The following is a 24563-nucleotide window of genomic DNA, read 5'->3' as shown; positions in this document are numbered from 1 at the left end:
GCAGGGACGTTGGGCGCTGAGGACCACGCAGCGAGAAGCGGCCTGACGCCTCATGTGACCGAATCCTACGCGCCGATGAACATCACCGTCTCCTATGCTAGCCAGGGCGGACGCCAAGCCCTTCCTGATGATCATCGACTGGATTCATGTTGGAAAGGACTGGAATCGCGACGGCACGATGCGCGCCGTCGAAGACAATACGACCTGGAGGTTGCATCGGAATTCATTCTGCCGGTGCCGCCGGCACCTACCGCCGAGGGTTAGCTGCCCGCGAGACTGAAACCCTCCCCCAACCATGCGCCGCCCGTGCCGCGGGCCCCCTTTCAGGCACGGAGCAACAACAGAAAGGACCTCGAAATGTCTGCAATGACCAGAACCCTCTTCGTTTCCCTCGGCCTCGCCCTGATGTCGGCATCGCTGGCAGAGGCAAAGACCATGTCGCCCGCTGCCGTCGCAACAATCGGACAGCACAAGCTGCTGACGGATGCCGATGGTCAGTCGCTTTACACCTTCGACAAGGACCAGCCCGGAAAGTCCGAATGCACCCTGATCTGCGCTCTCGCCTGGCCTCCGTTCGAAGCACCGGCCGGCGCCAAGGCTTCCGGCCCTTGGAGCATCGTCACGCGGCCCACAGGCGTCACCCAGTGGGCCTATAACGGCGCGCCGCTCTATACCTATCACTTCGATTCCCAGCCGGGAGACGTCCATGGTGACGGCGCCGAAGGCGTCTGGCATGTCGCCCGGCCGTAACGGCATCGCGCCGGACCGCGGATGACGTGTCCCGCACTGGCAACAGGGCAAGCACAATCGGCCATAAGACCCCCGACAAACTTGCCCTGCCGCGCAAATCGCTCCAATGATGGAAAGCTCGATTCCGCGCGCAGACGCTCCAGATCAGTCCTGCGCATCCCACCGAAATCAGAGCCTCCGGAAAAGGGACTCGAATGACGAAACTACCTGGCGCCGTTCTTGCTCTTGCGATCGGCCTTCATGGCGCCGGCGCGCGGGCCGACGATGCGGCGCAGCCTTCCTATTCCGATACGACACTGACCGGCGATTGGGACGGCTTTCGCAGCCGACTGCGCGATGAGGGCGTCACCGTCACGATGACGCAAACCTCCGATGGTCTCGGCAATGTCTCCGGCGGCCTGAAGAGGGGAGCGGCCTATGACGGCGTTTTCCAGCTGCAGGGTGATTTCGACATGGAACGGCTGGCGGGCTGGACGGGCGGCGCAATCCATGTTTCCGGCTATGCGATCCAGGGTCAAGGCCTGTCAGGCAAGGATATCGGCAATCTGCTGACCGTAACGTCCGTAGAAGCCGATCCCGGCTTCAGGCTCGGCGAATTCTATCTCTCGCAGAGCCTCATGGACGACAAGGTGACGCTGAAGCTCGGGCAGATCCTTGCCGACCAGAATTTCGCGATCAGCAATACGGCGAGCCTCTTCGTCAACTCCACCTTCGGATGGCCGGGCATTTTCGCCGAGGATCTTCCAGGCGGCGGGCCGGCCTATCCCTATGCCGTGCCGGGCGCGCAGATCATCGTCAAGCCCGACGACGCCTGGACGCTGCAGGCCGCGATCTTCAACGGCAGCCCGACCGGCTCCGACCCGGATGGCAACGCCAACGGACTGGGCTTTCCGCTTGGAGACGGCGTGCTGGCGATTGCCGAGGCGGCCTATGCCTATACGCCCGATAAGGGCGGCACCGGCCTGCCGGGCACCTACAAGATCGGCGGCTGGTACAATTCGGAGCGCTTCGACAGCCTCACCACCGCCTCGAACGGCCTTTCGCTCGCCGATCCGGCCGCAAGCGGAGACCCGCGCGGCCTTGAAGGCGATTTCGCGGTCTATGCAATCGCCGACCAGACGCTGTGGCAGGAGGCCGGCGGCGCCGGCAGCAGCCTGAACGGCTTCGTGCGTGTCGCCATCGCCCCGCAGCAGGACCGCAACAGCGTCAGCTGGTATGTCGATCTCGGCCTTGCCTACAAGGGCCTCCTGCCCGGCCGCGACAACGACATAGCCGGGATCGGCTTTTCCTATGCCGGCATGAGCTCGGGCATGAAGGATCAGGCAAGGGCCGAAAATACCTTTGGCGGCACGTCGCAGCCGATCCCGAGTTCCGAGGCCGTGATCGAAGCCACCTATCAGGCCGCCGTCACCCCATGGCTGAAGGCCCAGCCCTTCTTCCAATATGTCATCCGCCCCGGCGGCAATGCCCCCGATCCCGACAAGCCGAATTCGCGGATACAGAATGCAGCGATTTTTGGTATGCGGGCTGTCGCGAGTTTCTAAGGGTGAGTTTTCAACTTGGGCCCATGCAATGCAGATTGATATTTGACCTCCTTCGTACGAAAAACGGCAAATTCCTAGGAAGTAAACTGCCGTTATGTGCGCCGCCCCGGCGCAGGGTGCAGCCTCACGAAAGTATCTGTCATCAGGTTCTGCGCGCTTGAGGCAAGCTTGGGTACGACTTGACATGCTGCTTGCTTTCTCAGCAGGCATGTGCCGAGTTCTAACGTTATCTATCACTTCAAGGGGGAGGGAGCGGATCATCGCACACGTCCTGTTCATACCTAGGTGTAGATTGTCGATCGCCGGAATATCGGCCCTAATCGAAGTGAAGAAAGCGAGAGCTTTGGATAGTTCTCAGAGGAGGTAAAATGAGTCGGAAAAAGATTATATCGGCCATTGTCTTGCTCGGCGTTTTTTGGAGCCCTGCGGGTGCGGCTGATGGCACGCATGATTCCCGTATTGCCATGATGAAAAAAATCGGCGGCGCTGCCGGAGCGCTTGCCGGCATTGCCAAGGGCGCGAAGCCGTACGACGCCGACGCGGTCAAGACAGCGCTGACGACGATTGCGGAAACGGCCAAAGCCTTCCCAGACGAGTTTGGCCCGAATAGCGACAAGGCTGATGCCGAAGTCAACCCAAAGCTCTGGGACAACATTGATGACTTCAAGACCAAGGCCGCGAAGCTTTCCTCAGACGCCGAAACCGCACTCGCGACCCTTCCGAGCGACCAGGCTGGCGTCGGCGATACGCTGAAGACCCTGAGTGCGAACTGCGGCGAATGTCATCAGGCCTATCGTGTGTCGAAGAATTGAACGGAAGGTCTTTACAGCATTGATTTGTTTGATGGGCATCTGCCGTGCCGCCGGTGCGGGTCAATCAAGCGATGCCGTCCAACGCGGCCATCAAAAGAGTGTAGAGTATGGGCGCCAAGTTACGAGATGGCTGCGCTGCTCCCTCAATTTCGATCGCGCAGTTTTTGCCTTGGCCGTCAGCTGCGTCGTGAAGGCACGTCGCTGCGGCAAGTACCTGCGACCGTGCTTCAATTCCGCCCGCTCGTGCGGCATGTCCTGACGCAGCGTTTGGTAAGTTCGACTGGGTGCAGAAAGTGTAGTGGTGCGTCTTCCTCTTCATCGCGCCTTATCTTTTCCCAGGACGCTTGGCCGTTTTCCCCAGGGTGCCTTCGTTGTCGCCCACGTCAAGCGCTTGCGCAGGAACGTAGCGAGCGCTGTCTCGTTCAGACGGATCCCGGCTTTTGCAATGGTGACACCACCTTAGCTGTGACCGACGAGTAATGTGAAATCATAACGCTGACACTGACGAGATCGACTTCTATCTCTCGGATCGACCGACCTGGAAACTGAACGAGTCAGCCCGTCCGCTGCGCTTCACGTATATTGGCGACGAATCCCTTGATCGTAAAATCTTCTGGCATCTCATCGATTAGAATGATGTCGGAAATTGCACTGTTCTTCCGCAACGGAAGTATCGCCTGATATTCTTCTGACCGGTACCAAGACGTCGCGGCCTCTCGGCTTGGGAATTCCATCAGGACGACCGAACCCGGCCATGTGCCTTCGACCACCTCAGCCGCCCCTTGCGCCAACCACCTGCCGCCAAAGGGGGCGACGGTGGCTTCAACTTGATCCAGGTAGGACAAGCCAGCCTCGTTGGGAATATCGTTGGGGATGCGAAGATGGTTTATCAGATAGGTTTTCATGATCTTATTCCTTGTTTCGGATCAAGTGGGTGAAATTTTTCGCGTCCGCACGTCAGTCGAGCGTGGACAGCATCTTCTTGTCGAACGGGTTCAGACAATTTTGTCTGTTGCTGCGTATCATGGTTGCCCAGTCGGCGTTTGCGATCAACGCGCGTCCGACTGCGATCAGGTCAAACTCATTGGCGTTCATACGGCGAATGAGTTCCTCCAGCCCGGAGACCGGCGCGAAGTTTGATTTTCCCAGCAATTGCGCGGAGAAGTCTTCTCCTGAGAGACTGACAGAACCGACGCTGATCGTTTTGAGCCCAGTCAGTTTGCTGGTCCAACCCGCGAGGTTGAGATCGGACCCGGGAAATTCCGGCTCGTAAAAGCGGCGCGTCGAGGCGTGGACCACGTCGATACCCGCCGCGGCTAGAGGAGCGAGAAGCGCCTCCAACGCTTGCGGCGTTTCGGCGAGCCGCGCTGAAAAATCCTGTATCTTCCATTGCGAATACCGAAAGATCAAAGGAAAGTCCGGCCCTATGGCCGCGCGAACCGCCCGTACCACTTCCACGGCAAAGCGGGTCCGTTCAACAGCATCGCCGCCATACGCGTCCTTCCGCTTGTTTGTACCCGCCCAAAGAAATTGGTCGATCAGATAGCCGTGCGCGCCATGAAGTTCCACTGCATCGAACCCGGTCTGACGGGCGGCAGCGGCAGCGCTCGCAAAAGCATCAATCGTATCGGCGATATCGGAATCGTTCATTGTCCTGGTGTCCGGAGCAGTTCCAGTTGGACCTTCAGACAGTGCTTCCGGGTGAGAGCCAGTGCCCGGCTTACGCGAAAGACCCTGATGCCAGAGTTGCGGCGCAATGCGACCACCTGCCGCGTGAACCGCTGAGACGACTCGGGCCCAACCTTCAAGGCTCTCCGGCGCATGGAAATTAGGAATGCCCGCATCATTCGAAGCCGCCAATCGGCCGATCGTCGTGCCTTCGGTGATAATCAGGCCGACACCGCCCTCCGCTCGACGCCGATAGTATTCGGCGACATTGGCACCCGGAACGCCGCCAGGACTGAACTTGCGCGTCATGGGGGCCATGACAATCCTGTTCTTTAAGGAGAGACCGTTGAGATTTACAGGGCGAAACAAGGTGTCGGAATTAACAATGGTGTGCTGATCCATCGCGTGGCGCCTTTTATAGATGAGAACGGCCGCCGAGTGTAAGATACCGCTCGGCGGGGAGCGCTTTGCAGGAATTTGCCGAGGAAAGCTGCGCGCGCCTATCAAAGACAATGGCCTGGGCGAGTGCTGGCGTCCGGGCCATTCGTCGAACCTCAGTTTACGGTGAACATGATGCTGCCGTCGGCCGCCTGTTCCGCGTTGACGATATCCCTCACGTGGACGCCGCGTTTCTGGAGGCGTTCGACGAGGCCCTTGTTTGCGGCAATCGAAGCCTGGATATGCTGAATGCCGCCGGTGGTGCGCGGAGCTTCGGCGTCGGTGCCGGAAGTATTGTCGAACTTCGCGTTGTCGTAGTCTTCGAGATACATGATCGAGAAAGGCTTACTGTAGGTGAGCAAGGTTTTCTCGATTTCCGGACCGCCGTTCATTGTGAGGCTGTCGGCGTGGCTGACACCACTGAAGCCGATGGTTGAAACGGCGACGATTATAGCAATGTGGGCAAGACGGTTCATTTCTGCATTCCTCTCGATGGATACGCAAGTGTAAATACGCGCGCCACTTGGTTGTGAAAGTATATAATGATTGCCACTCTTCACAGTCGGTGTATTGAATATAAAGCTCTAAAAAAATATCGATACGATACACTTGCATTCTTTAGTATGTACCCTTATATAGGTTGACATAATCCGAATATTCGGGATTGTTTACGTAGTTTTTTATCCAGATATATATCCTGGCAGGAATACAAAGTCCTGAGGGCAGCTTTAACACCCTCGTCCGAAAGATGGCGTCCGCCCTCGCAGGCCGCCCAGAAGACTTCGTTCTCGAAGCACGCCGCCTAACCGCCGGCAAAGAGTTGCTCGAGGATTTGCTGCGCCGTGTTTGCTGCCGGAGGGCCCTGGGCATCGCCAGGACGAGAGGTTCGGTAGCCCGTCGTCACTCTCGAGTGTCCATACCGTCCGTCTGTCGCGCTGATGTTCGCAGTGTATGGCGTCCATGAAACTCTTCTTTCCTAGTCGGATGAAATGATCGGCAGATGGACATTGAAAGTCGCGCCACCCGCCGGGTTTTGGCTGGCGGTTATCTTGCCGCCGTGCGCCTCGACGATTGATCTGCAGATGGCGAGACCCATTCCCATTCCGTGTTCCTTCGTCGTGTGAAAGGGCTTGAAGAAAGCTTCGCCATCGCCGGAAAAGCCGGGTCCGTTGTCGCTGCACGATATAACGACGGCATCCTCGTAAAGGCGCGCCGAGACGCGGACGATCCGGTTGCTGAAATCGTCGTGGGAAAGCGCCTGTATCGCATTCATTATCAGGTTGATGATGACCTGCTGAAGCTGGACCGGATCGCCGTTGAGGTTGGGTAGATCGTGCGCGATGTCGATCTCAACCTCGACCTTGCTTCGACGGGCCACAGCATCGACATAGGACAGCGATCCCGATAGGAGTTCGCCGCAGTCGACGTCCTGGAACGTCGATCCGCCCTTTTCGAAAAGCGTTCGGACGCGCGCTATGATGTCACTTGCCACTTGGGCATAGCGGACCATGCGTCTGGCGTTCGCCTTTGCCTTTTCGAGGTCAGGCTCATCGCGTTCGATCCAGCGGAGCAGCGCTACGCCGCTGGCGACCAGAGCACCGAGAGGCTGGTTGACCTCGTGCGCGATCGAGGCCGTGAGTTCCCCGGCCATTGCTACGCGGGCGACATGGGCGATCTCCACCTCACTCTGCTTGAGGCGTTCGGCGCTCTGGACCTCCGCGGTGACGTCCATTATCACGGCGGTGTAGGCGGCCGCCCCGGGGGAGGCGAGCTGTCCGAGCACACGGATATGCTTGATCCTGCGGTCGTCGAAAGAAAGGCGGAAAGTCGCTTCGATCTTCGGCCTGCCCTTGCGCAGGTCCGCGCGGAACCGCTCAAAACCCGAAAGGTCGTCTTCGTGAATACGCGAGAGAAGGAGGGATAGCGACGGTCGGGTTTTCGGGTGATACTCGAGTATCCGGTACGTTTCGTCCGACCAGAACAACCTTTCTGCGGAAAGCTCGAAGCCGAAGGTGCCGATCTTGCTGAGTTCCTGTCCTTCTGCGAGATAAGCCTCGCTCAGTTGCAGCGACGTCTCTGCCGCCTTTCTCTCCTCGATGTCGAAAATCACGCCGTACCAGGCGGTGATCGCGCCGTCCTCGTCGCGTCGAGGCGTTCCAATGCTCAGGCACCAGCGGTAGCCGATCGTGTCATTGCCGACGCGAGCTTCGTAGCTTCCCTCGGAACCACGGACGAGCATCCCCCGCCAGTACGTTTCTATGCCCTCCCGGTCGTCGGGATGCACCCCGTCGCGCCAACCCCACCCTACGGCTTCAGCTAGGGTCAGGCCGCAGAAATCAAGCCATCGTTTGTTGGCGTAGTCGAGGAAGCCGTCCGGCCTGGCCCGCCAGATCATCGCGGGTACGAGGTTGAGCGTCCGCTCGAAATCGGCGGCCGTTTTCTCGCGGGCGATGTTCGAGACGATAACGCTGTCGGCGTCCATACCGACAAGGAGTCGACCCTGGTGGACATCGGACGCTTTGAAGAGCTGCCAACGGAATTCGCCGTCGCGGCCGCGCAGGCGTACGACCGCTTGATGATCGCCACCGGCGGACAAGCGCTCGAGTACGGAAATCTCAGCTGGGTGCACGAACGACTTCCAGCGGTCGCCGAGCAAGGAGGAAGTGTCTTCGCCTGTAAGTAGTGCCCAGTGCCTGTTCAAGTGGATCGCATGCCCTTCATGGTCCAACATTATCGCCAGCGCGGGCAGTTCCTCCACGATTTCGAAAGGTTTGAACATCGGGTTAACTGTGCGACAACTCGACGGCGGTCGCTGACACCCGCGGCCCACCCGATGCTGGAGAGGACTCCTCCATCATAGCCGCCTTCCTCAACAAAAGCCGAAGCGATGATTTCCCTTCGATACATCGGATGTTCCGTGACAACATGGATTCCTCCGCAGCAGATCTTAACGAGACCGCTTTTACCCTCGGACACCATCGCGCGACTCCGCCGTTTGTGAGAGTCGTGTTATGTTAATAGTTGTAAATCGATGCATAGGGTTTGTGCGAAGTGATGAACTCCGACCAGGGCGGCATCGTACATTTCGGGCCGTTCGAGCTGAACATCCATGAGAGAATCCTGACAAGGAACGCCGAAGACATTCGGCTCGGTTCTCGCGCCTTGGACATCTTGATTAGTCTGATCGAGCGGGCCGGTGAGGTTGTCAGCCGCCACGAACTCATGAAGCTCGTCTGGAGGGACGTAGTCGTCGAAGAGGCGAATTTGCGCACGCAGCTTTCGATCTTGCGAAGGGCACTAGCGGACGGAGAGGGCGGCAACAGGTATATCGTCAACGTCGCAGGACAAGGCTACTGCTTCGTAGCCCCTCTCATCCGAGTGGCAAGGGCTGCGATCCCGTTGCCGGTTGCATCATCGCGGCATGGCATGCGCCATGAACTTCCCGCGCCTCTTGAAACCCTCATCGGACGAGAAGAGACCGTCACCAGCGTCAGGCAGCGTCTCAAGGAGCGGCGCTTCGTCAGCATTGTGGGTGCCGGTGGGATCGGGAAGTCCAGTGTTGCGGTCGCTGTCGCCGACCAGATGAGGCAAGAATATGGGGAGGATCACGTCTTCTTTGTCGATCTCAGTTCGGTTGCGGATGAGGCGGACGTGCCGAGCGCGATAGCGTCGTCTCTCGGGTGCGCCGTTCAGGGACCGAACGCCGAACCGGCAATCCTCGCGTTCGTTGCCTCTAAGAAATGCTTGGTCGTACTCGACAGTTGCGAGCACTTGATTGTCGCGGTCGCGCAGATCGCCGACCGCATACACGCCTATGCGCCGACCGTCTATGTACTCGCCACCTCCCGGGAAGCCCTGCGGGCGGACGGAGAGACGATCTTTTTGCTGGRGCCGCTCGAGGTTCCGCCGGAAGGAAACCTCTCCAGACAAGAAGTCGTTCGTTTTCCTGCGGTTCAATTGTTCCTGGAACGTGCCAGTGCGAGTGGCCACAACAGCGAGCTAACGGATGACGAGGTGTTGAAAGTCTCCGACATGTGCCGCCGTTTGGACGGTATCGCGCTTGCAGTTGAGCTTGCCGCAAGCCGTGTTGGCACCTTTGGTATCGGCGGGACGGCCGAGCTTCTAGCAAACGGTGCCGAACTTCATCTGCGGGGTCGGCGTAGCGCATTGCCCAGGCATCAGACCTTGCAGGCGATGCTTGACTGGAGCGTCAACCTCCTTTCGGATGTCGAGAGGACGATGCTATTCAGGTTATCGGTCTTCGCGGGTCCGTTCAGCGTCGAGGCAGCGCACGGAGTAGCAGCCGAGGATGGATGGACCGTGGGACAAACCAGTCTCATAATCACCTCGCTGGTCGACAAGTCGCTGATTTTCGTGTCGCCGATCGGTCGCTACCTGTTCTACAGGTTGCTTGACACCACTCGCACCTACGCCGGAAGCAAATTCGCGCCGCGGGAGGACGTCAACGTCATTTCGCGCAGACACGCAAACTATTTCAGGCATTTCCTGAAGTCAGTTTCCGTCGAAAGTGCGATCCACGATGCCAGGACCATGTCGTCCTTCATCCCACATTTGGGAAACATCAGAAAAGCGCTTGCATGGTGCTTTTCCGATAGTGGGGACGCACTTGTAGCCGTTGATCTTTCCGCCAGCGCCTCGGTTCTGTTGATAGACCTCTCGCAGTACGGCGAGTGTCAAAGGTGGTGTTCGCGTGCACTCGCTATCATCGAACCGAATGCAAAGGGCACGTCACTGGACTTGCGCCTGTCCGAAGCACTTGCCCGATCGGCGATGTACACACTGGGTAACCGCGACGAAACGAAGTTCCTGATTGAGGCGGCTCTGAACCTCGCGAAGCGGTTGGGCGACAACCGGCGGCAGTTGAACCTTTTGACCGACCTGAACATCTTCTTCACAAGACGAGGAGACGCGGGCGCGGCGGTCGATGCGGCCAACCAAGCGGCCGGCATCGCCCAGAAAATCGGAGTTGTGGAGGACGAGATCGCCGCCGAGCTCATACTCGGCGTGGCGTGTCATCAGGCAGGGGACCAGGCGGGCGCTCTCAGGCACTGCCGGCATGGTTTTAAACTGGCTGCACAGGCCGCACCAATTCAACTCGACCTGCTCACGGAAGCGCGCGGGCGCTTCATGCTGGCCCGGTCGCTGTGGCTCGTAGGGTACCCAGACCAGTCCCTGCAGGTCGCTCGACAGACGATCAGGGAAATTTCCAGATATAGCCATCATGTGTCCTATTGCGTGGCCCTCACCTATTCCATCCCGGTTTTCTGTTGGTGCGGTAACTTCGACGAAGCATCTGCCGCCGTCGAGATACTTCTGGCGCAGGCGGATAAATATTCGCTTCAGGCTTTCAAGACACTCGGGGCTGCCCTAAACGGCCAGATCATGGTGGAGACCGGGCGGAGCGAGCGAGGAATAGTGTTGCTACGAGCCTCTCTTGAGGCGTTGAAAGCAGAGAACTACAACATCGTTTCCTCGTCGGTTTCCTGCTTCCTAGCGAAGGGTTTGGCTGATCTCGGTCGTTTCGCGGAAGCGAAGTCTGTTGTCGAGGAAGCCCACAATCTTGCCGACGCGATCGGCGAGATTGTCTGGCTTCCCGACATCTATCGTACACGAGCAGAGATCTTACTCGCCCAGCCGGACCCTGATCTCGCACAGGCCGAAGCTTTTTTGGTTCTATCGATGGAGGAGTCCGTTCGGCAGTCTGCCAACAGTTGGGAGTTGAGGTCGGCCATATCGCTTGCCAGGCTATGGCGATGCATGGGAAGAGAAAGCAACGCCAAAGAGTTGCTCGGTCGCGTCTACGCCAAATTCAAGGAAGGGTTCGAAACCTCTGACCTCGTTGCGGCCCGACAGATCCTTTCAAAGAACGGGCCCGTCCAATGAGCCGGCGAGGGTTTTGCCGCTATCGACCTTGGGCCGGTTCGCCTTAGGGGACAGCGTTAGACATTCTCATCTGCTTGGCGGACCGCGCCTGGGAGGTTGTAGCCGCCTGCCAGGAAGCACTCGATCACGGCGTCTGCAAAGAGCTTCGCCGCATTCAGCGCTCTACAGCGGGATTCTATACTCATTTGTTAGGGATTGGTTGCAGGGTGGAGCTCGCGAGGCCGCGATCCTGGCCTTCAACGATACTTTTCTCTTGGGTCACCTTCATTGCGCTCGGCGCAGCCGCGTCTCTAACGGGAACGAGTATCAGGATCAGACTTCAGACAAACCCCAGCAACCGGCAAGGAGCCGCGCAATGAGCGACATACCCGCGTCGTCTTACGAGGCTCCAACGCCTCCCCCGAAAACAGCTGGCTGGAAACCCGCACGGCGCAGCCGTTTGCTCATTGTCGCCATAGCTCTGGGTGCTTTTGCAGCGGGTTTCGCAGTTCTTCTTGCGTGGCGGCTGCCTCCGTTCGACCTGACTTCTCGATACACCAACAATGCATCTGTCGAAGGGAATGTCACTGTCATTGCTCCTCAGGTCAGCGGCTATGTCAGCAGTGTGATGGTTCACAACTATCAAAAGGCACGGAAGGGCGACACGCTCGTCGCAATCGACGATTCCATATACCGCGCCCAGGTGGCCCAGGGAAAAGCCAACCTGGACGCACAACTTGTTGCGCTGGATAACAACAAACAGGACCATGCCGCAAAGGAGGCCGACCTGGAGGTGGCGCTTGCCGGGGTCGACAATGCCCATGCTCAGCTGGTGAAGGCCCAGGCGGACATGACCAGAGCGGATGAACTGATCAAGGACGCCGCGATTGCCCGCAGCGCCTACGATCAGGCACAGGCTGCGCTTCAGGCAGCGCAAGCCCAGGTGCGGACAGCTCAAGCCGATGAACAGATCCCTCGCGAAGCGATCAAAACCGTGGACGTCACGGAGAACGGCTTGGAGGCCCAGGTGGAGATGGCTCGAGCTGCGTTGCAGCTTGCGCAGATCAACCTTTCACATGCGATGATTTTCGCACCTGACGACGGGCAACTGGGAGAAATCAATGTTCAGGTTGGGCAACTGGTACAACCTGGTACGCAGCTCCTCGCGTTGGTTCCTCCAGATCTCTGGGTGATCGCGAACTACAAGGAAGCACATACGAGCAACATCTTCCCCCGGACAGCCGGCGGAAGTACGGGTTGATGCGCTTGGTGACGCTCGTCTAAGCGGGCACGTTGAACGGCTCTCCCCTGCCGCGGGTTCGGAGTTCGCAGTTCTCAAACCCGACAACGCGACGGGCAACTTTGTAAAAGTCCCCGAGCGCATCGGCGTCTTGATAAGGATTGAGCCCGGGCAACCTCTCGCCGACAGGGGTTCTCGTTAGTGTGAACAGATCCAGTTCTTGACGCCCGCAACCGAGCTGAATTCATCGACACTTCGGCTCGGAAGTTCGGGATAAGCGGAAATCGCCATTTCGCTTAGCGCTCTTCCAGGGCCTAACTCCAGAAACGACGTTGCCCCGGCTTCCACACAGCTCCGCAGACACTCCGACCACAGTACAGTTTGCGATACTTGACTTGCAAGTTTGGCAAGACCGCTCTTCACATCGACAACGGTCGCACCATCGATGCCACTAATCAAGCGAACTCCCGGATGCTGCGGGCACGGTGCTGCATTCAGCAGGACGTCGTGGAAATGTTCGGAAGCTTCTTTCAGCAGATTTGTGTGAGAGGCGACCTCGACGGGAACGAACGCCACCCTCTTAGCTCGTGCGGTACGAGCTGCTTCGGCGATGGCGTCGAGAGCCGCTCGCCTGCCTCCGACTATGAACGCGTCACCGGGATTGACAATTGATATTGCGGCACCGTGTTCTGCGCACAGAGTATCGATCGCGTCCCGTGAAAGACCACGAATGAACAAAAGGCCGTCACCTGGAGAGCTAACGGCGTTCATGATGTCCGCACGGCACGCAACATGGTCCAGGACCTTCGTGGACGTGAACACGCCTGATATGCCCCAAGCCGCTACCTCTCCGACGCTATACCCCGCGATTATCTTTTGGGAGGGCAAGGACGACTCTAGCGCTGCAAACATCACGAGTGTCTGGAGGGTGCAAAGTATCTGGCCCAATCGGTTGCCGTGAAGCGTTTCGGAGGATTCTCGTCTTACGAGTTCGCGAGGGTCAACTCCCCCAAGTAAATTCGCGCAGTAAGCAAACAGCTCATCTGCTTCCGGTGCCCTCTCCGTGAGAGAAAACATCGTGGAATGCTGATGTCCTTGTCCGGAACACAAGATGGCGACAGGCATTGGATTCAACTCGGAAACAGCACGGCGATGGCGATCGCCAATGTTACGATGCCCGAGACCGTACTTGCGATCACGATCGATCCCGTCGCACCGGAATCGAGGCGATAGTTGACAGCGAACAGAATTCCGAAAAACCCAGAAGGCACCGCAGCCAGCAAGATGGCGACCTTTGCTGTGTCCCAGGCGATCGGCAATAGAAGCACCACGCAAGTCGTCAGGACAGGACGGACCAAGTTAGACATGATTGTTGCGGTTATTACTTTCCTGTTGAGTTGGAAAGCCTGCGAGGACAGCACGACACCTGTCAGGAACAGCGCCACGCCGGGTGCCGCGTGACCGATTAGAAGGAGACTGGCATTGACGGCATCGTTTGTTTTAAATCCGCTCAGCGAAAAAAGTATGCCAAGTATGGGGGCGACAACAACGGGCTTGGTCAGGGCATGAAATAGACTGCTGGAGATCTTGGGCTGATGACCGCCATTCGCGGCCGGCTTTCCGGCATACATTTCCACGAGGAGCAATGACAGAGGGCTGATGATGATCGAGCCGCTTGCGAGCACGATTGCGAGTGGCACGGTCCCTGCCGGGCCGAGGACGTCAGCGAGAAGAGGGAGGCCCACACCCGCCAGATTTGGAAATGCGATCGTGAGGGCCTGCAGCGAGGCGTCTGCTTTGCCGACCTTCATGTAGCGTATTTGCAAGCAATACCAGGCGACAAAGACGACAAGCATCACGCCGCTGCTGATCAGGAAGAGTGGTGCTTGAGCGAACATTTCGGTACGCGAGGCCGTCGCGGTTGCTGCAAACAGAGATGCGGGCAAAGCGAAAGTCATCACGAGGACATTAAGCCCTTCAACATGATGATTATCGACGATGTTCCAGCGCCCGGCAACGTAGCCAAGCGCCATGACGAAGAAAATCGGAAGCAATGCGAGCAGGATCGTATGTGCCATCAGATGCCTCGCCGTTCATGTGCATCGACAAACAGCGTCATTGCCAGGAGATCCGCCGAACCTCCTGGGCTGAGCCAACGATCGATGAACTCTCGATGGATCGATGCGGCGCGACGTTTCCAGTGGGGAGCACGGATCCCACCATCGTCCAAAAACTCTTGTGCGAGTTGCTTCGCGTGCAGGAGGCCGTGCGGACCGCCCCGATGAAGCAGATTTGTGTCTTCGAGAACTGCAATGAGTGCGAAACAAGTCTGGACCCGAGCGGCCTCCAGATCGTGCGGACGTGCCTCGAGAGCGTCCCTCAGAGCGGGCAATCCAACCTGATAAACGGTTGGAAAACCTTGCGCCGCTTCCATGCGGGCACCGCCCGCACCAAATCGGCGTCGCGCTCTGTCGCCATGGCTGTGCAACAGCACCGGGCCGTCGACGATGTCAGGTCCCCAACGTTCAGAGACGATTGCGCCGAGCGAAAGATCTTCTGCAACTGCACCGCTCGCTTTCGCGCCTGCGGCTGCGCACAGAAGTCCCATTCCAAAAATCGCTCCCCTATGGGTATTGATACCGCTGGTGGCTGCACGCATTGCTGCTTCCGCCTCGATACCGATTACCCTAAGGCGGCCCATTTCGCAGTCTTGAGCCCCGGCGTCCGCCAGAGCGCCGAAGAATGGCTTGATTGCCGCCGCGCTGTCACGAAACGTCTCGGAATTCATGTCATAGTGACTGCCGCAGTCAATGTGGCTCACCAGACCCGGTTTGGGCCACGTCTCAAGCTCCAGCAAGAGACAGGCAGTGGCCGTCGATGCGATGAAATGGAGGTTGGCCGGCAGCCTTCGTTTGATGCGGGAGCGTTCTTGCTGTGCGGGAGCGGGCAACAAATAGTTCTTCATGGCCTCGCACCTCCGCCCAGAAACGCGGTTGGGTGGCAAAGTGCTGTTCCGGATATCGATTTCACCAGTATTTCCCCGGTCGCGCCGAGGAACTCCCGCCAGTTAACGGCCGCACCGTCATCGCGGATCAACTCGCCGTCCAAGCGCATCGGAGCTGCAGACTGGATGCGCTCCAGATCGTCCACCAGGGAAAACACATTCGCATCCCGATGAAAATAGAACAGGAAATCAAGATCCGAGGTGATTGTCAGATAGTTCAAACCTGTAATCACACTCCATCCAAGGCTACCGAACACCCGAGCTTCGATGCCGTGCCGCGAAGCCAGGATATCAAGTGCATGTAGTGTTGGAAGCCACTCGCCGGGGGTTCGGTGGTCGACCGAGTTCAAAGCGGGCGGGCGATCGATCGACCGGATCTGATGCTCTTGGATAACGAACGAGAGGCGTTTTTTCCCGGCGTAAGGAGGGAGCGGAAGCCCGACAGACACTCCGGCTGCATCGCCCGGTTCGGGCCGCCGGGTGATGAGCGGCCATCCTCGCCTACTCCATTCAGGGAGCATGGGCTCAGACCGTAGATGAGGGTTATCGGCGAATATAGAGACCCAGGAGGCCGGTTCTAGCGAGATCAGGTCGTGCCGCCTTGGCGGCGCCGCGTTACCGTGCGAGTGCGAGAGCATGGACCCGCTCCGCGATCTCGGCAGCCTTGGAGCGCCCGTTGCGTTCCTTGCCCAAAGCGTCCCGTATATCTCGAGCGTCCGGCAGTTCAGCCAACAGGGCCTCAAGCTGGGACGCAAGGGATTCGGTCTCACTCCATATGCGGTGAACCGCTCCTGTTTTTGCCAGATTATCGAGACCAGGTGCGAAAACGGGCGTTGATTTGGCCTTCTCTTCAAGAACCTCGACAGGAAGTTTCGTCACCTTCGACATCGAGGGCAGGTCCATGACCGCCGGTGACGCACCTGGTAACCCGACCAACACACGCGTTGCCAACGCCGTGGCGAGGAACGCCCCGGCTGCTGAATGACCGTAGAGAATTCCGATGGTCGGACGACCGTGGATATCGGCGTAAATCAGGCACTTGGCGAGGTGGGCCAGGAATTCATTCAGGCCCAGCAACTCATCACGCTTGCTCATCCTTTGGCTGTCACTGTCCACAATGACAAGGATCGGACCTTTTCCTGTTTTCAAGTTTCCAAGCACGAAGCTCGAAAGACTGATCGCCTCGTCCACGCCCAGCGCCTTCCGGTCCGAGATGCCGATAACCAAGGCTCCGTCTGCTGATCGAAGGGAGCCGTGTCCGGTGACGACTCCCTTATCGGTCGTAACCTTGTGACCGCCGGGGAAAATCGAGGCGAGGATCTCATCGAGCGTCATGTTCGGGGCTCCATACTTTGTCGGCCAGGGATATGAATTTCTCGGCGGGCATTTCAGGCACCAACGCCGCATCCGGCACGCCGATCGCCTGCCAGATATCGAGCGCGTCATGAGAAGCCCCGAAGTTTTCCAGCCGCTTCTCGAGTCGATTCTGCTCGTTTATTAGGGTTTCAAGTGTGAGCCCCCCGACGGCCCGCACAAGCGCGGTCGCGGCGTCTCGAAATGCCTTTGCCGTATCGTCGACAAAGTCATCGGCTGCACCGATTAGGCGCCTGTGCTTTCCGCCCATTGTCCGCCAAACCAAGGCTCGGTCGCGAGAATCAAATTCCTCTACGCCTCGGTTCGTCTCAATGACTTCTGGGCCGGAGACCGCAATGCGTCCTTGCTCGGATACGACCAGCGCCGAGCAGCAGCCAGCTGTGAGACCGCCACCGCCGTAGCAGCCTGCACGGCCGCCGATAAGTCCGAATACTTTTACGCCTGCCGTCCTAGCTTCGACGACGGCGCGCATGATTTCGGCAATTGCAAGCTCTCCTGCGTTTGCTTCCTGAAGCCGCACTCCACCCGTGTCAAAGAGGATAAATACGGGTATCGATTTCGCATCGCGTGCCGCTCGAAGCAGGCCTGTCATTTTCGCTCCGTGCACTTCGCCGAACGCTCCACCCATGAAGCGACCTTCCTGTGCGGCCACGAAGACCGGAGAACCTCCGATCGTGCCGCGCCCGATCACAATGCCGTCGTCGAATTGCTCCGGAAGGTCAAAGACTCGAAGGTGAGGGCTAACCTCCCGCATTTCCGGACCTAGGAATTCCTGGAAGCTGCCGGCGTCTAGTAAAAAGTCGACACGCTTACGCGCCGAAGCCTCATACCAGCTTGAGGAATCCTCGTGAATCTTCGAGGGCCACGGTTTTTTCGAAGAGCTCATTGTTGTTCCTCCATCACGCTGACCGCTTGCGCCAGTCGCAGCATCACAGTATCCGGTCGTGCACCGCCATCATTGATGGACAACTTGAGACCGCCGGGTGCGTATCGCTCGACAAAGTCATCGATGACCGCGGTCCAGACCTCTTTGAAGCCCTCTGCTGCCGTCTTGATTTCGATTTGGCAGTGGTTATCAGGCAGGACACGCTCGGCGAGAACTTCGAGATTTCCGGAGGCGACCACTCCGACGATGGCAAGTTTTCTGTCACCTGCAGCGCGCTTGCGTGTCTTATGGTGAAAGGTGAGGTCTTCCATCATGTTACTCCTTTCACCAGTTGCGGAATTTCGAGGGAGGAGCGTAAAGACCGCCCGACCATTGGACCAGGTCCTTGATAGAGCGAGCTGCCAGGAGGTTTCGATCTGCGTCGAGAGGGTCGATGCCAAGGTCTTCCGGGCGACGGATCACGCCCCGCTCTCTCAGGTGCTGAACGATCTTTTTGTCACGAGCGCGGCCAACGTCGGTATATCCCGCTACGCCCCGTATAGCCTGTTCACGTTCACGGGCGTCCCTGCACAGGAGGAGATTTGCGATGCCTTCCTCGGTAACGATATGCGTTACGTCATCGCCGTAGATCATCACGGGAGCCAGATCCAGCTTGAGTTTTTCAGCGAGAGCAAGCGCGTCCAGTTTCTCGACGAAAAGCGGAGCGTTTTTCTCGCCGAATGTTTCACCGATCTGCACTACGAGTTTCCGACCGCGCCGCAATGGTGCAGGTCTGTCGGGATTAGCTTCTCTGCCTGCTTGAAGCCACGGCTCGCTTGGATGACGCCGCCCCCTGGGATCAGAACCCATGTTCGGTGCACCCCCGAAGCCTGCGATACGGTTGGTCGTCACCGTGGATGAATTGCCGTCGAGGTCGATTTGTAATGTTGAGCCGATAAACATATCGCAGGCATATAGGCCAGCCACCTGTGAGAAAGCCCTGTTCGAACGCAGGGAACCGTCCGGTCCTGTGAAGTAGATGTCAGGTCTGGCGCGAATGTAATCCTCCATGCCGACCTCCGAACCGAACGAGTGGATCTGTTGAACCCAGCCCGACTCAATCGCGGGGATCAAAGCGGGATGGGGATTTAAGGCAAAGTGTGACGCAATCTTCCCCTTGAGCCCGAGCTTCTCTGCGAATGTGGGGAGAAGCAGCTCAATGGCTGCGGTGCTGAATCCGATACCGTGGTTCAGGCGTTGAACACGGTAGGGAGCATAAATTCCCTTGATGGCCATCATGGCGGTAAAGATTTGAGTTTCCGTGATAGCGCCAGGGTCGCGCGTGAACAGGGGTTCCACAAAAAATGGCTTATCCGCTTCAACTACGAAGTGGACGCGGTCGCCTGGGATATCGACACGGGGCACACGATCAACGATCTGATTTACCTGGGCGATTACGACACCATCCTTGAATGTTGTCGCTTCCACGACAGTGGGCGTGTCTTCCGTGTTCGGTCCCGTGTAGAGGTTCCCGTCGCGATCAGCGCTGACTGCGGCGATCAAGGCGACATTGGGAGTGAGATCGATAAAATACCGGGCGAAAAGCTCGAGGTATGTATGGACTGCGCCAAGCTCTATCTTGCCGCCGAAAAGCATCGTCGCGATGCGGGCGGATTGAGGGCCGGAGTATGCATAGTCGAGCCGCTTGGCGATGCCATGATCGAACAGATCGAGATGACTTGGCAGTACCACACCGGATTGTACCATATGAAGGCCGTTGACCTTGGTTCGGTCTACTGCCAGGAGGGCGTTACTCAACAGGTCCGCTTGCTTCTGGTTATCACCCTCAAGACATACGCGATCGCCGGGACGCACCACAGCCTCCAGCAATCTGGTGGCGTCGCGGGCTTCTACGATCTTTCCGTTGGCAAGAGCACTTCCTGCCTTGATGCGCTCCAGGCACTCCTCGCGGTGTCGTTGCCAGTCCATGGTCATCGGGCTCCTGCTTGTCGGTCGGTCGAGATCTGTGTCGTTTCGATTGACTGTTTTTGGTTTTCTCGTGGAGAGATTTGACCACCGCCTTATTGGGCGGTGGCCCTATAATATCAGGAAGCTACTTCTTGGCCGTCGAGGCGTCACGCTCCGCATCGCGGGCCGCCCGCACGATAACCTCTGCCACTTCCCGGGGATGGGATTCGTAGACGGAGTGGCTCGCTCCTTTGATTTCAATCGTGCGGCTCTTCGCCCTGGCGTAGTACCAACGCTCGAGATCGGGATTGATGATCTGGTCGTTTCCGGCCACGATCCCCCAACTCGGCTTTGTTTTCCACGCGGCGGACGTCAGCGGGGTGGTGAACACTTCGGCGGCGGCAAGTACCTGCGACCGTGCTTCGAATACGGCTTGTTCATGGGGCATGTCAGGGGCGAATAGCTTCGGAAATTCTACCGGGTTCAGATAGGTGTAGCCGTCGGCCGTCTTCTTTATCGCGCCGTCGGTTTTCGCCAGGACGCTTGGCGTTTTCTTCCCGAGAGTACCTTCGTCCTCGCCGACGTCAGGCGCGTGTGCAGCGACATAAACGAGTGCCGTCACATTAGGATGGACGCCAGCTTCCGTGATGATGGAACCACCATAGCTGTGACCGACGAGCAGTGTTGGGCCATCCTGAAGGTCGAGAACGCGTTTGGTTGCAGCCACGTCGTCAGCGAAAGACGTTTCGGGTTCCTGAACCATGGTGACGTTGAAGCCCTCTCTCGTCAGGATTTCGTAGACGGGTTTCCAGCCGGAGCCGTCCACCCACGCACCATGAACCAGAACGATGTTCTTGAGCGGCTCGGCACCTGCGGGTGCGGCCAGGGCGATAAACGGAAGTGTAGCTGCGAGGGCCAAGTATGCTTTGAGTTGTGTCATGGCTACGGCTTCCTATCTGGTTGCTGAGACGACAGTCGGCATTTTGCGTGCACAAGAGGTAAGTCATTCGACCAAGCCGGACCTGCGCGGCAGAGTTCTGCGCTTGGAACGTCGGCGCTCACAGAGCAGTTCGGACCCGCCCACGTCGCTTTGATCGTGTGGCGTCTGCATGTAGATGATTTCGTTTTTATTCTATTATTTGGAGGCTTCCGAAGGCCTCTGCCCAAAAACCTAACTGTGGTCGATGTATTCGGGAATCACACCTTGGTGTAGGATAGGCACGACCAACGAATGCAGCGTATTAAACCTGAGGGTCTGCACGTCTTTGGATCTGGAAACACGCTAGCGAATACACGAAGATAGACTGTCGGGCTGATCTGCCGAAGCATCTCGGCCTTCAAGAACGCAAGATTTGGGGCAGGGCTAAGCGAGGCTGCAAGTGCGTTAGTCTGAGCCAGGTTCGCGTCGAGCGCTGGAGCCGACAAGCGTCCAGCGCCTCCCGAAGTTATGGACACCCATGCGGGAACTCATGAACGAGCCTTCCAGTCGTCCGTATCTTGTTCTTGCTGTCAGTGTGGGCAAAGTGTTTTATCCGACCGCTTGTGGAACCGCCTGTGGGGTAGAGACCGACGCGATCGTTTCCCCAGCCTTGGCAAATCCAATGGCCACGGCGTTCTCAGAGCAAATTTTGCAAGACCGCGACGATGCCGGGGCACCCACGCGGGTTGATATTGAACCGACGTCACTTTGGCCCAATTATCCCAAGGTGGCATACCGTCATCCTGTGACTTCGGGCATCACTTTTCCCATCTCCATCTCCATCGCGTTGCTTGCATCGACTTCCTGCAGCGATACGATGACCTCCTCGTCGGGCGCTATGGTCGCTTCCTGAATGATCGACCACAATTGCTTTAGCAGTTTCCGCTTGTACTCGACCGATCTGCCCGTTCGGATAGCGGCAGTCAGGACGACGGCCCGAGACGGCTCACAGCCGCTAATCCACTTCCGGCTTGGTAGTCGTGGAAGATGACATGAAACCAGTTCCTGGGGACGTTTGCGTATCCAGAATGCAAGGTGGTCAGTCGCGTAGCCAGGCTGGCCTTCGCCGCGTCTGTTAAACTGTGGGCTTGGGTGGTGATGGTATACAGCGGCATCTTAATTTTCCTGGATATTGCAGGATTGGGCGAACCAATACCGTTGCAGTGCAGGAATGACTTGCGGCATGATTATGACCAAGCCTTAATGAGGCCCATTGTTCATACACAGCTTGCAATAGTCGCGGGCGTTGCCTTTGGTTCACCCTGCGAATTCGTGCTTTTACAGCATGGACTGATACGCGAATAACGTCCATTTCCTCGGCCTCTGGCGATATTGAGTATCGCTGAATCATCCCGTGATACCCGAGGCGTCTTCCGGTGGAAAAAGTCCAACGCAGTTTGGTCGTCGAATACAAATCCGGTCGACAGAAACCCGGCCCGAAATCGGATTCGATCTGGGGCAAGATCGACCTGAAGTCCGTTGCCCGCGATGTCGAAGACGACGCGGTTTCATTTTTGCCGGGTGGGAGAACACATGGTTCCGCCAGCGAAGTGTCTGTATCGAAAGCCGGGCCAACCGGACCTTTGTTGACACCGGCGACCGGGCAGCACACAACATCATCAGTGACCGAGGAGACGATTATGGCCGACGAAATCGATACGATACCCACGACTGATGCGCCGGCGGTTGCGGAAACGCCAATCGCGAAAAAGCAGCGCCAACCGCGCGCGAAAAAGGCAAGCCTGCTAACCGCCTCGGTCGATGATGCAGTAGAACCGGCCGGCACTTCTGCCGACGTGCCCGAGAAACAGAAGCGCGGACGCAAGGCTAAGTCGATCGAAGGTACTGGTACCGCAAAGCGCGAACCTGTGAAACGCGCATCGAAGGCCATACCGGCGGCTCCTGTCGCGCCGACGGCGCCTGCGTTGACGACGGCTGCCGCAGAGGCGAGTGACGAGATGGCCGATCTGCTGCAGCTGGAAGAAGAGAACCAGAGGCTGCGCAAGCTGCTGGCCGAAAAGCTCCGTTCGGAAAACGCCGATCTGCGCAAGCGGCTCAAGCTCGATTGAGAAACAACCGGCGGCCCATCGCCGTCAGCATTTTGCATGGCAACAAGACAAATAGTCTGGTGGGCGGTCACGGCCGCCACCAAACCATCAACGCGCAGCTTGCATGCGGAACGTACTGCGAGGTCGAATGAATGGCGTCTCCCTGGAAATTCCTTGCCGGACTTGTGTCGCCGCGACGCGAGCCGAAGAAGGACGACAGCGCGATCGAAGCCGTCAAGCCGGACGTTCTTGCGATAGCGGGTCCGACCGAAACCACAGTCGAGGAAAGCCGGCATAGTGCCGATCACCGGGCAGGCGAACAACCGGAGCCTGTCGATCGATCTGATGCAGCTCCTATCGCGCCTGAACCGTCGGATCAAACTCGTCGCGATGTTGTTGGTATTGTGGAACACGATAACGGCAAGCTGGAACCAGGTTCTGGCACTGTCTTGCCGGATGTCGGCGTTCCCGTTGCGAAGCTCGAGGCTGCAAAAGCCATGCGCCATAAGCGGAGAACGCGTGGCCAAAAGGTCGAAGCAGCCGCGGTCGTGTTACAGGTCTCTCCAGTCACTGCCTCTATTTCCGACGGAATGGTGAGCCTTGACGAGGAGATCGCCATGCTCCGGACCCAGTTGGCAGGTAAGCTACGACTGCAGAACGCCCAGTTGAAGAAGATGCTGGCGCGTTTCGAGCGCTGATCCTTTGACGATGTCGCTGTCTGTGGAAAATGCCAAGCGGAAATCAACTGACAGGATCAAATGCATTGTTGCGGCATATCTCTTGAGTAATCCCTCCTCATCTGACGGGCTACCGCATTAGTGGACCGGGTCACTGATGAACAACAGGTCGTTTTGGGTATGGATCGCGGCACTCGCCGCACCCGTTGTTTCCCTGATGGCAGTTCAGATCGATACGAACTTTGGAGCCTCGATTGGCGGTGGCGGCTACGATCTTGGTCCGTTCCTATATTCCTGGCTATTGATCATAGTCACAGCCCGGTGGTCGCTTTGCGCTTTTACGGCCGCGTTAATTCATCGCGACCGGGCAGCTTCAATACGGGCCGTCGGCTTGACTGTTATTGGCTTTGTCACATTCGTCACTGTTCTGCTTCTTTACCGACAGAACCTTTCCTAGAATCGGGAATCCGGGCAAACCTCGTCCTGCGTCCGGCGAAGCTCGAGATTCATAAGAATAGGAGCCGGTGCAGTTTCTGGTGGATGCTCGCTTGATAGCTCTTTTCTTCAAAGGCTTAAAGATTTCAGATGTCGGCGAAAATGGGGTTATGGGTTCGATTCCTATCAAGGCGACCAATTCAAAAACAGGCAAATCTTTCTGCTTACGCAAGACGTTCGCGACAGCTCACCTCGACCAGCTCCTGCAGAACCTTCACTCGTTCGACCAACCAACCAAGCTCTTCCGCACTTATCTCATAGTTCGGCGAATACCGAGCTTCGACATAGGCGCGTGACAATAGCTCGAAGTGACGGCGGGCAATCCTGTTGTCGCGCGGCCATGCTTCGATCAATCTTTTGTCGAGATCTTCTGCCTTTGAACGCAGCACTTTAATACGATGTGATTTCGGGCTGTAGAGCGTCATGACCAGGAGAAGACAATGGTACGCCGTCTCAGTTGCCTGATGAAGATTGAACGCTGCATGCCGTGGAACGCCATCCGCGATACTGGTCTCCGCAAGCTTGACATTGTGTCTTGATAGCGGAAACCATTGCTCGAAATGGCGCCGTGCTTCAGCCTTGGCCTCGTCTGTCGTCAGCGGCTTCGGCTGGGCGAGGGGATGACCCTCCTCTTCGTAGAGGATCTTGCCGTCCCTGGCGATATCGACAAAGAAGGGCCGGCCGCGTGAGAGCTGGTCGTTGATATCATGCAAACTGTGGACGATCGGAATGACTGGGGTTTCGATCCGGTGGGCGATCTGTTCCTGCAGGAACCGTTCTTCGAGGGAAAGCCAAAGTTCCTGCTCTTGGGCGAAGTT

The 24563-nt window shown here is 57.8% G+C and carries 22 protein-coding genes and 1 pseudogene; 9 read left to right on the top strand and 14 right to left on the bottom strand.

The window, feature by feature from the left end:
- Positions 1 to 39 precede the first annotated feature (39 nt).
- The 4 genes and pseudogenes from AC1DUP_RS34825 to AC1DUP_RS34810 all read left to right on the top strand — a co-directional run.
- Positions 40 to 264: pseudogene (locus tag AC1DUP_RS34825) on the top strand (hypothetical protein); the annotation flags it as partial.
- Positions 265 to 357: 93 nt separating this feature from the next.
- Entirely contained in the window at positions 358 to 750 is a 393-nt protein-coding gene (locus AC1DUP_RS34820; protein ID WP_348633873.1) for a COG4315 family predicted lipoprotein, read from the top strand.
- A 194-nt stretch (positions 751 to 944) separates the two neighbouring features.
- The gene (locus tag AC1DUP_RS34815; protein WP_113310535.1) at positions 945 to 2294 is read left to right on the top strand and encodes a carbohydrate porin; all 1350 of its coding nucleotides are present in this window, start codon (positions 945 to 947) and stop codon (positions 2292 to 2294) included.
- 368 nt (positions 2295 to 2662) lie between these two features.
- On the top strand, positions 2663 to 3106 hold the full coding sequence (locus AC1DUP_RS34810) for a cytochrome c (RefSeq protein ID WP_113310536.1): 444 nt from the start codon (positions 2663 to 2665) through the stop codon (positions 3104 to 3106).
- 554 nt (positions 3107 to 3660) lie between these two features.
- Here the strand turns inward: AC1DUP_RS34810 and AC1DUP_RS34805 are convergent.
- From AC1DUP_RS34805 to AC1DUP_RS34790, 4 genes are all read right to left on the bottom strand, one after another.
- Entirely contained in the window at positions 3661 to 4011 is a 351-nt protein-coding gene (locus tag AC1DUP_RS34805) for a DUF1330 domain-containing protein (RefSeq protein WP_113310537.1), read from the bottom strand.
- Between the two features lie 52 nt (positions 4012 to 4063).
- The gene (locus AC1DUP_RS34800) at positions 4064 to 5176 is read right to left on the bottom strand and encodes an NADH:flavin oxidoreductase (protein WP_113310538.1); all 1113 of its coding nucleotides are present in this window, start codon (positions 5174 to 5176) and stop codon (positions 4064 to 4066) included.
- A 152-nt stretch (positions 5177 to 5328) separates the two neighbouring features.
- The gene (locus AC1DUP_RS34795; protein ID WP_113310539.1) at positions 5329 to 5688 is read right to left on the bottom strand and encodes a hypothetical protein; all 360 of its coding nucleotides are present in this window, start codon (positions 5686 to 5688) and stop codon (positions 5329 to 5331) included.
- 500 nt (positions 5689 to 6188) lie between these two features.
- The gene (locus AC1DUP_RS34790) at positions 6189 to 7991 is read right to left on the bottom strand and encodes a PAS domain-containing sensor histidine kinase (protein WP_115039019.1); all 1803 of its coding nucleotides are present in this window, start codon (positions 7989 to 7991) and stop codon (positions 6189 to 6191) included.
- A gap of 275 nt (positions 7992 to 8266) precedes the next feature.
- On the opposite strand from AC1DUP_RS34790, the gene AC1DUP_RS34785 reads away from it, so the two are divergent.
- Together AC1DUP_RS34785 and AC1DUP_RS34780 are read left to right on the top strand one after the other, a co-directional pair.
- Positions 8267 to 11116, top strand: coding sequence for an ATP-binding protein (locus AC1DUP_RS34785; protein WP_477837049.1), 2850 nt, complete (start codon positions 8267 to 8269; stop codon positions 11114 to 11116).
- Positions 11117 to 11471: 355 nt separating this feature from the next.
- Positions 11472 to 12356: an HlyD family secretion protein gene (locus AC1DUP_RS34780; protein ID WP_115039022.1), complete on the top strand. Its 885-nt coding sequence runs from the start codon at positions 11472 to 11474 to the stop codon at positions 12354 to 12356.
- Between the two features lie 177 nt (positions 12357 to 12533).
- Here AC1DUP_RS34780 and AC1DUP_RS34775 read toward each other — a convergent pair whose 3' ends face one another.
- The 9 genes from AC1DUP_RS34775 to AC1DUP_RS34735 form a co-directional block, all read right to left on the bottom strand.
- Positions 12534 to 13460, bottom strand: a complete 927-nt coding sequence (locus AC1DUP_RS34775; protein WP_113310543.1) for an ACP S-malonyltransferase — start codon at positions 13458 to 13460, stop codon at positions 12534 to 12536.
- 5 nt (positions 13461 to 13465) lie between these two features.
- A complete protein-coding gene (locus tag AC1DUP_RS34770; protein ID WP_477837046.1) occupies positions 13466 to 14413 on the bottom strand; it encodes an AEC family transporter in 948 nt (315 codons plus the stop codon).
- Positions 14413 to 15300: a triphosphoribosyl-dephospho-CoA synthase MdcB gene (gene mdcB / locus AC1DUP_RS34765; protein WP_113310545.1), complete on the bottom strand. Its 888-nt coding sequence runs from the start codon at positions 15298 to 15300 to the stop codon at positions 14413 to 14415. The genes AC1DUP_RS34770 and mdcB overlap by 1 nt, the downstream gene beginning before the upstream one ends.
- Complete coding sequence (mdcG, locus tag AC1DUP_RS34760; protein WP_113310546.1) at positions 15297 to 15977, bottom strand: malonate decarboxylase holo-[acyl-carrier-protein] synthase; 681 nt, start codon at positions 15975 to 15977, stop codon at positions 15297 to 15299. Before mdcG ends, mdcB begins: the two co-directional genes overlap by 4 nt.
- On the bottom strand, positions 15955 to 16674 hold the full coding sequence (gene mdcE, locus AC1DUP_RS34755) for a biotin-independent malonate decarboxylase subunit gamma (RefSeq protein ID WP_113310547.1): 720 nt from the start codon (positions 16672 to 16674) through the stop codon (positions 15955 to 15957). Before mdcE ends, mdcG begins: the two co-directional genes overlap by 23 nt.
- The gene (locus tag AC1DUP_RS34750; RefSeq protein WP_115039024.1) at positions 16661 to 17599 is read right to left on the bottom strand and encodes a biotin-independent malonate decarboxylase subunit beta; all 939 of its coding nucleotides are present in this window, start codon (positions 17597 to 17599) and stop codon (positions 16661 to 16663) included. The genes mdcE and AC1DUP_RS34750 overlap by 14 nt, the downstream gene beginning before the upstream one ends.
- Positions 17596 to 17910 carry a malonate decarboxylase acyl carrier protein gene (gene mdcC / locus AC1DUP_RS34745; RefSeq protein WP_115039026.1) on the bottom strand — a complete coding sequence of 105 codons (315 nt, stop codon included), beginning with the start codon at positions 17908 to 17910 and terminating at the stop codon, positions 17596 to 17598. The genes AC1DUP_RS34750 and mdcC overlap by 4 nt, the downstream gene beginning before the upstream one ends.
- A gap of 13 nt (positions 17911 to 17923) precedes the next feature.
- Complete coding sequence (gene mdcA, locus AC1DUP_RS34740) at positions 17924 to 19567, bottom strand: malonate decarboxylase subunit alpha (RefSeq protein ID WP_113310550.1); 1644 nt, start codon at positions 19565 to 19567, stop codon at positions 17924 to 17926.
- A gap of 124 nt (positions 19568 to 19691) precedes the next feature.
- Positions 19692 to 20486 (bottom strand): alpha/beta hydrolase, encoded by a 795-nt coding sequence (locus AC1DUP_RS34735; RefSeq protein WP_113310551.1) that lies wholly within the window; start codon positions 20484 to 20486, stop codon positions 19692 to 19694.
- A 529-nt stretch (positions 20487 to 21015) separates the two neighbouring features.
- Between AC1DUP_RS34735 and AC1DUP_RS34730 the strand changes: the two genes are divergently transcribed.
- From AC1DUP_RS34730 to AC1DUP_RS34720, 3 genes are all read left to right on the top strand, one after another.
- Positions 21016 to 21378: a hypothetical protein gene (locus tag AC1DUP_RS34730; protein ID WP_162805156.1), complete on the top strand. Its 363-nt coding sequence runs from the start codon at positions 21016 to 21018 to the stop codon at positions 21376 to 21378.
- 523 nt (positions 21379 to 21901) lie between these two features.
- A complete protein-coding gene (locus AC1DUP_RS34725; RefSeq protein ID WP_113310553.1) occupies positions 21902 to 22594 on the top strand; it encodes an MreC domain-containing protein in 693 nt (230 codons plus the stop codon).
- Between the two features lie 131 nt (positions 22595 to 22725).
- Complete coding sequence (locus AC1DUP_RS34720; protein WP_477837041.1) at positions 22726 to 23271, top strand: hypothetical protein; 546 nt, start codon at positions 22726 to 22728, stop codon at positions 23269 to 23271.
- 638 nt (positions 23272 to 23909) lie between these two features.
- Here the strand turns inward: AC1DUP_RS34720 and AC1DUP_RS34715 are convergent.
- A partial coding sequence (locus AC1DUP_RS34715; protein WP_477837039.1) for a HEPN domain-containing protein occupies positions 23910 to 24563 on the bottom strand: 654 nt, incomplete at its 5' end.

The sequence above is a fragment of the Rhizobium sp. 01L419 genome (assembly GCF_056400025.1).
Note: the sequence above shows the minus strand (reverse complement) of the source record. Positions and strands in the feature narration are given on the sequence as shown.

Excerpts from the sequence above, each read along its gene's own strand:
- AC1DUP_RS34800 (WP_113310538.1), bottom strand. The coding sequence starts at position 5,176 with ATGGATCAGCACACCATTGTTAATTCCGACACCTTGTTTCGCCCTGTA.
- mdcG (WP_113310546.1), bottom strand. The coding sequence starts at position 15,977 with ATGCTCTCGCACTCGCACGGTAACGCGGCGCCGCCAAGGCGGCACGAC.
- AC1DUP_RS34795 (WP_113310539.1), bottom strand. The coding sequence starts at position 5,688 with ATGAACCGTCTTGCCCACATTGCTATAATCGTCGCCGTTTCAACCATC.
- AC1DUP_RS34810 (WP_113310536.1), top strand. The coding sequence starts at position 2,663 with ATGAGTCGGAAAAAGATTATATCGGCCATTGTCTTGCTCGGCGTTTTT.
- AC1DUP_RS34720 (WP_477837041.1), top strand. The coding sequence starts at position 22,726 with ATGGCGTCTCCCTGGAAATTCCTTGCCGGACTTGTGTCGCCGCGACGC.
- AC1DUP_RS34805 (WP_113310537.1), bottom strand. The coding sequence starts at position 4,011 with ATGAAAACCTATCTGATAAACCATCTTCGCATCCCCAACGATATTCCC.
- AC1DUP_RS34730 (WP_162805156.1), top strand. The coding sequence starts at position 21,016 with ATGAACGAGCCTTCCAGTCGTCCGTATCTTGTTCTTGCTGTCAGTGTG.
- AC1DUP_RS34780 (WP_115039022.1), top strand. The coding sequence starts at position 11,472 with ATGAGCGACATACCCGCGTCGTCTTACGAGGCTCCAACGCCTCCCCCG.
- mdcC (WP_115039026.1), bottom strand. The coding sequence starts at position 17,910 with ATGGAAGACCTCACCTTTCACCATAAGACACGCAAGCGCGCTGCAGGT.
- mdcE (WP_113310547.1), bottom strand. The coding sequence starts at position 16,674 with ATGACGCTCGATGAGATCCTCGCCTCGATTTTCCCCGGCGGTCACAAG.
- mdcA (WP_113310550.1), bottom strand. The coding sequence starts at position 19,567 with ATGGACTGGCAACGACACCGCGAGGAGTGCCTGGAGCGCATCAAGGCA.
- AC1DUP_RS34815 (WP_113310535.1), top strand. The coding sequence starts at position 945 with ATGACGAAACTACCTGGCGCCGTTCTTGCTCTTGCGATCGGCCTTCAT.
- mdcB (WP_113310545.1), bottom strand. The coding sequence starts at position 15,300 with ATGAAGAACTATTTGTTGCCCGCTCCCGCACAGCAAGAACGCTCCCGC.
- AC1DUP_RS34770 (WP_477837046.1), bottom strand. The coding sequence starts at position 14,413 with ATGGCACATACGATCCTGCTCGCATTGCTTCCGATTTTCTTCGTCATG.
- AC1DUP_RS34820 (WP_348633873.1), top strand. The coding sequence starts at position 358 with ATGTCTGCAATGACCAGAACCCTCTTCGTTTCCCTCGGCCTCGCCCTG.
- AC1DUP_RS34735 (WP_113310551.1), bottom strand. The coding sequence starts at position 20,486 with ATGACACAACTCAAAGCATACTTGGCCCTCGCAGCTACACTTCCGTTT.
- AC1DUP_RS34750 (WP_115039024.1), bottom strand. The coding sequence starts at position 17,599 with ATGAGCTCTTCGAAAAAACCGTGGCCCTCGAAGATTCACGAGGATTCC.
- AC1DUP_RS34775 (WP_113310543.1), bottom strand. The coding sequence starts at position 13,460 with ATGCCTGTCGCCATCTTGTGTTCCGGACAAGGACATCAGCATTCCACG.
- AC1DUP_RS34790 (WP_115039019.1), bottom strand. The coding sequence starts at position 7,991 with ATGTTCAAACCTTTCGAAATCGTGGAGGAACTGCCCGCGCTGGCGATA.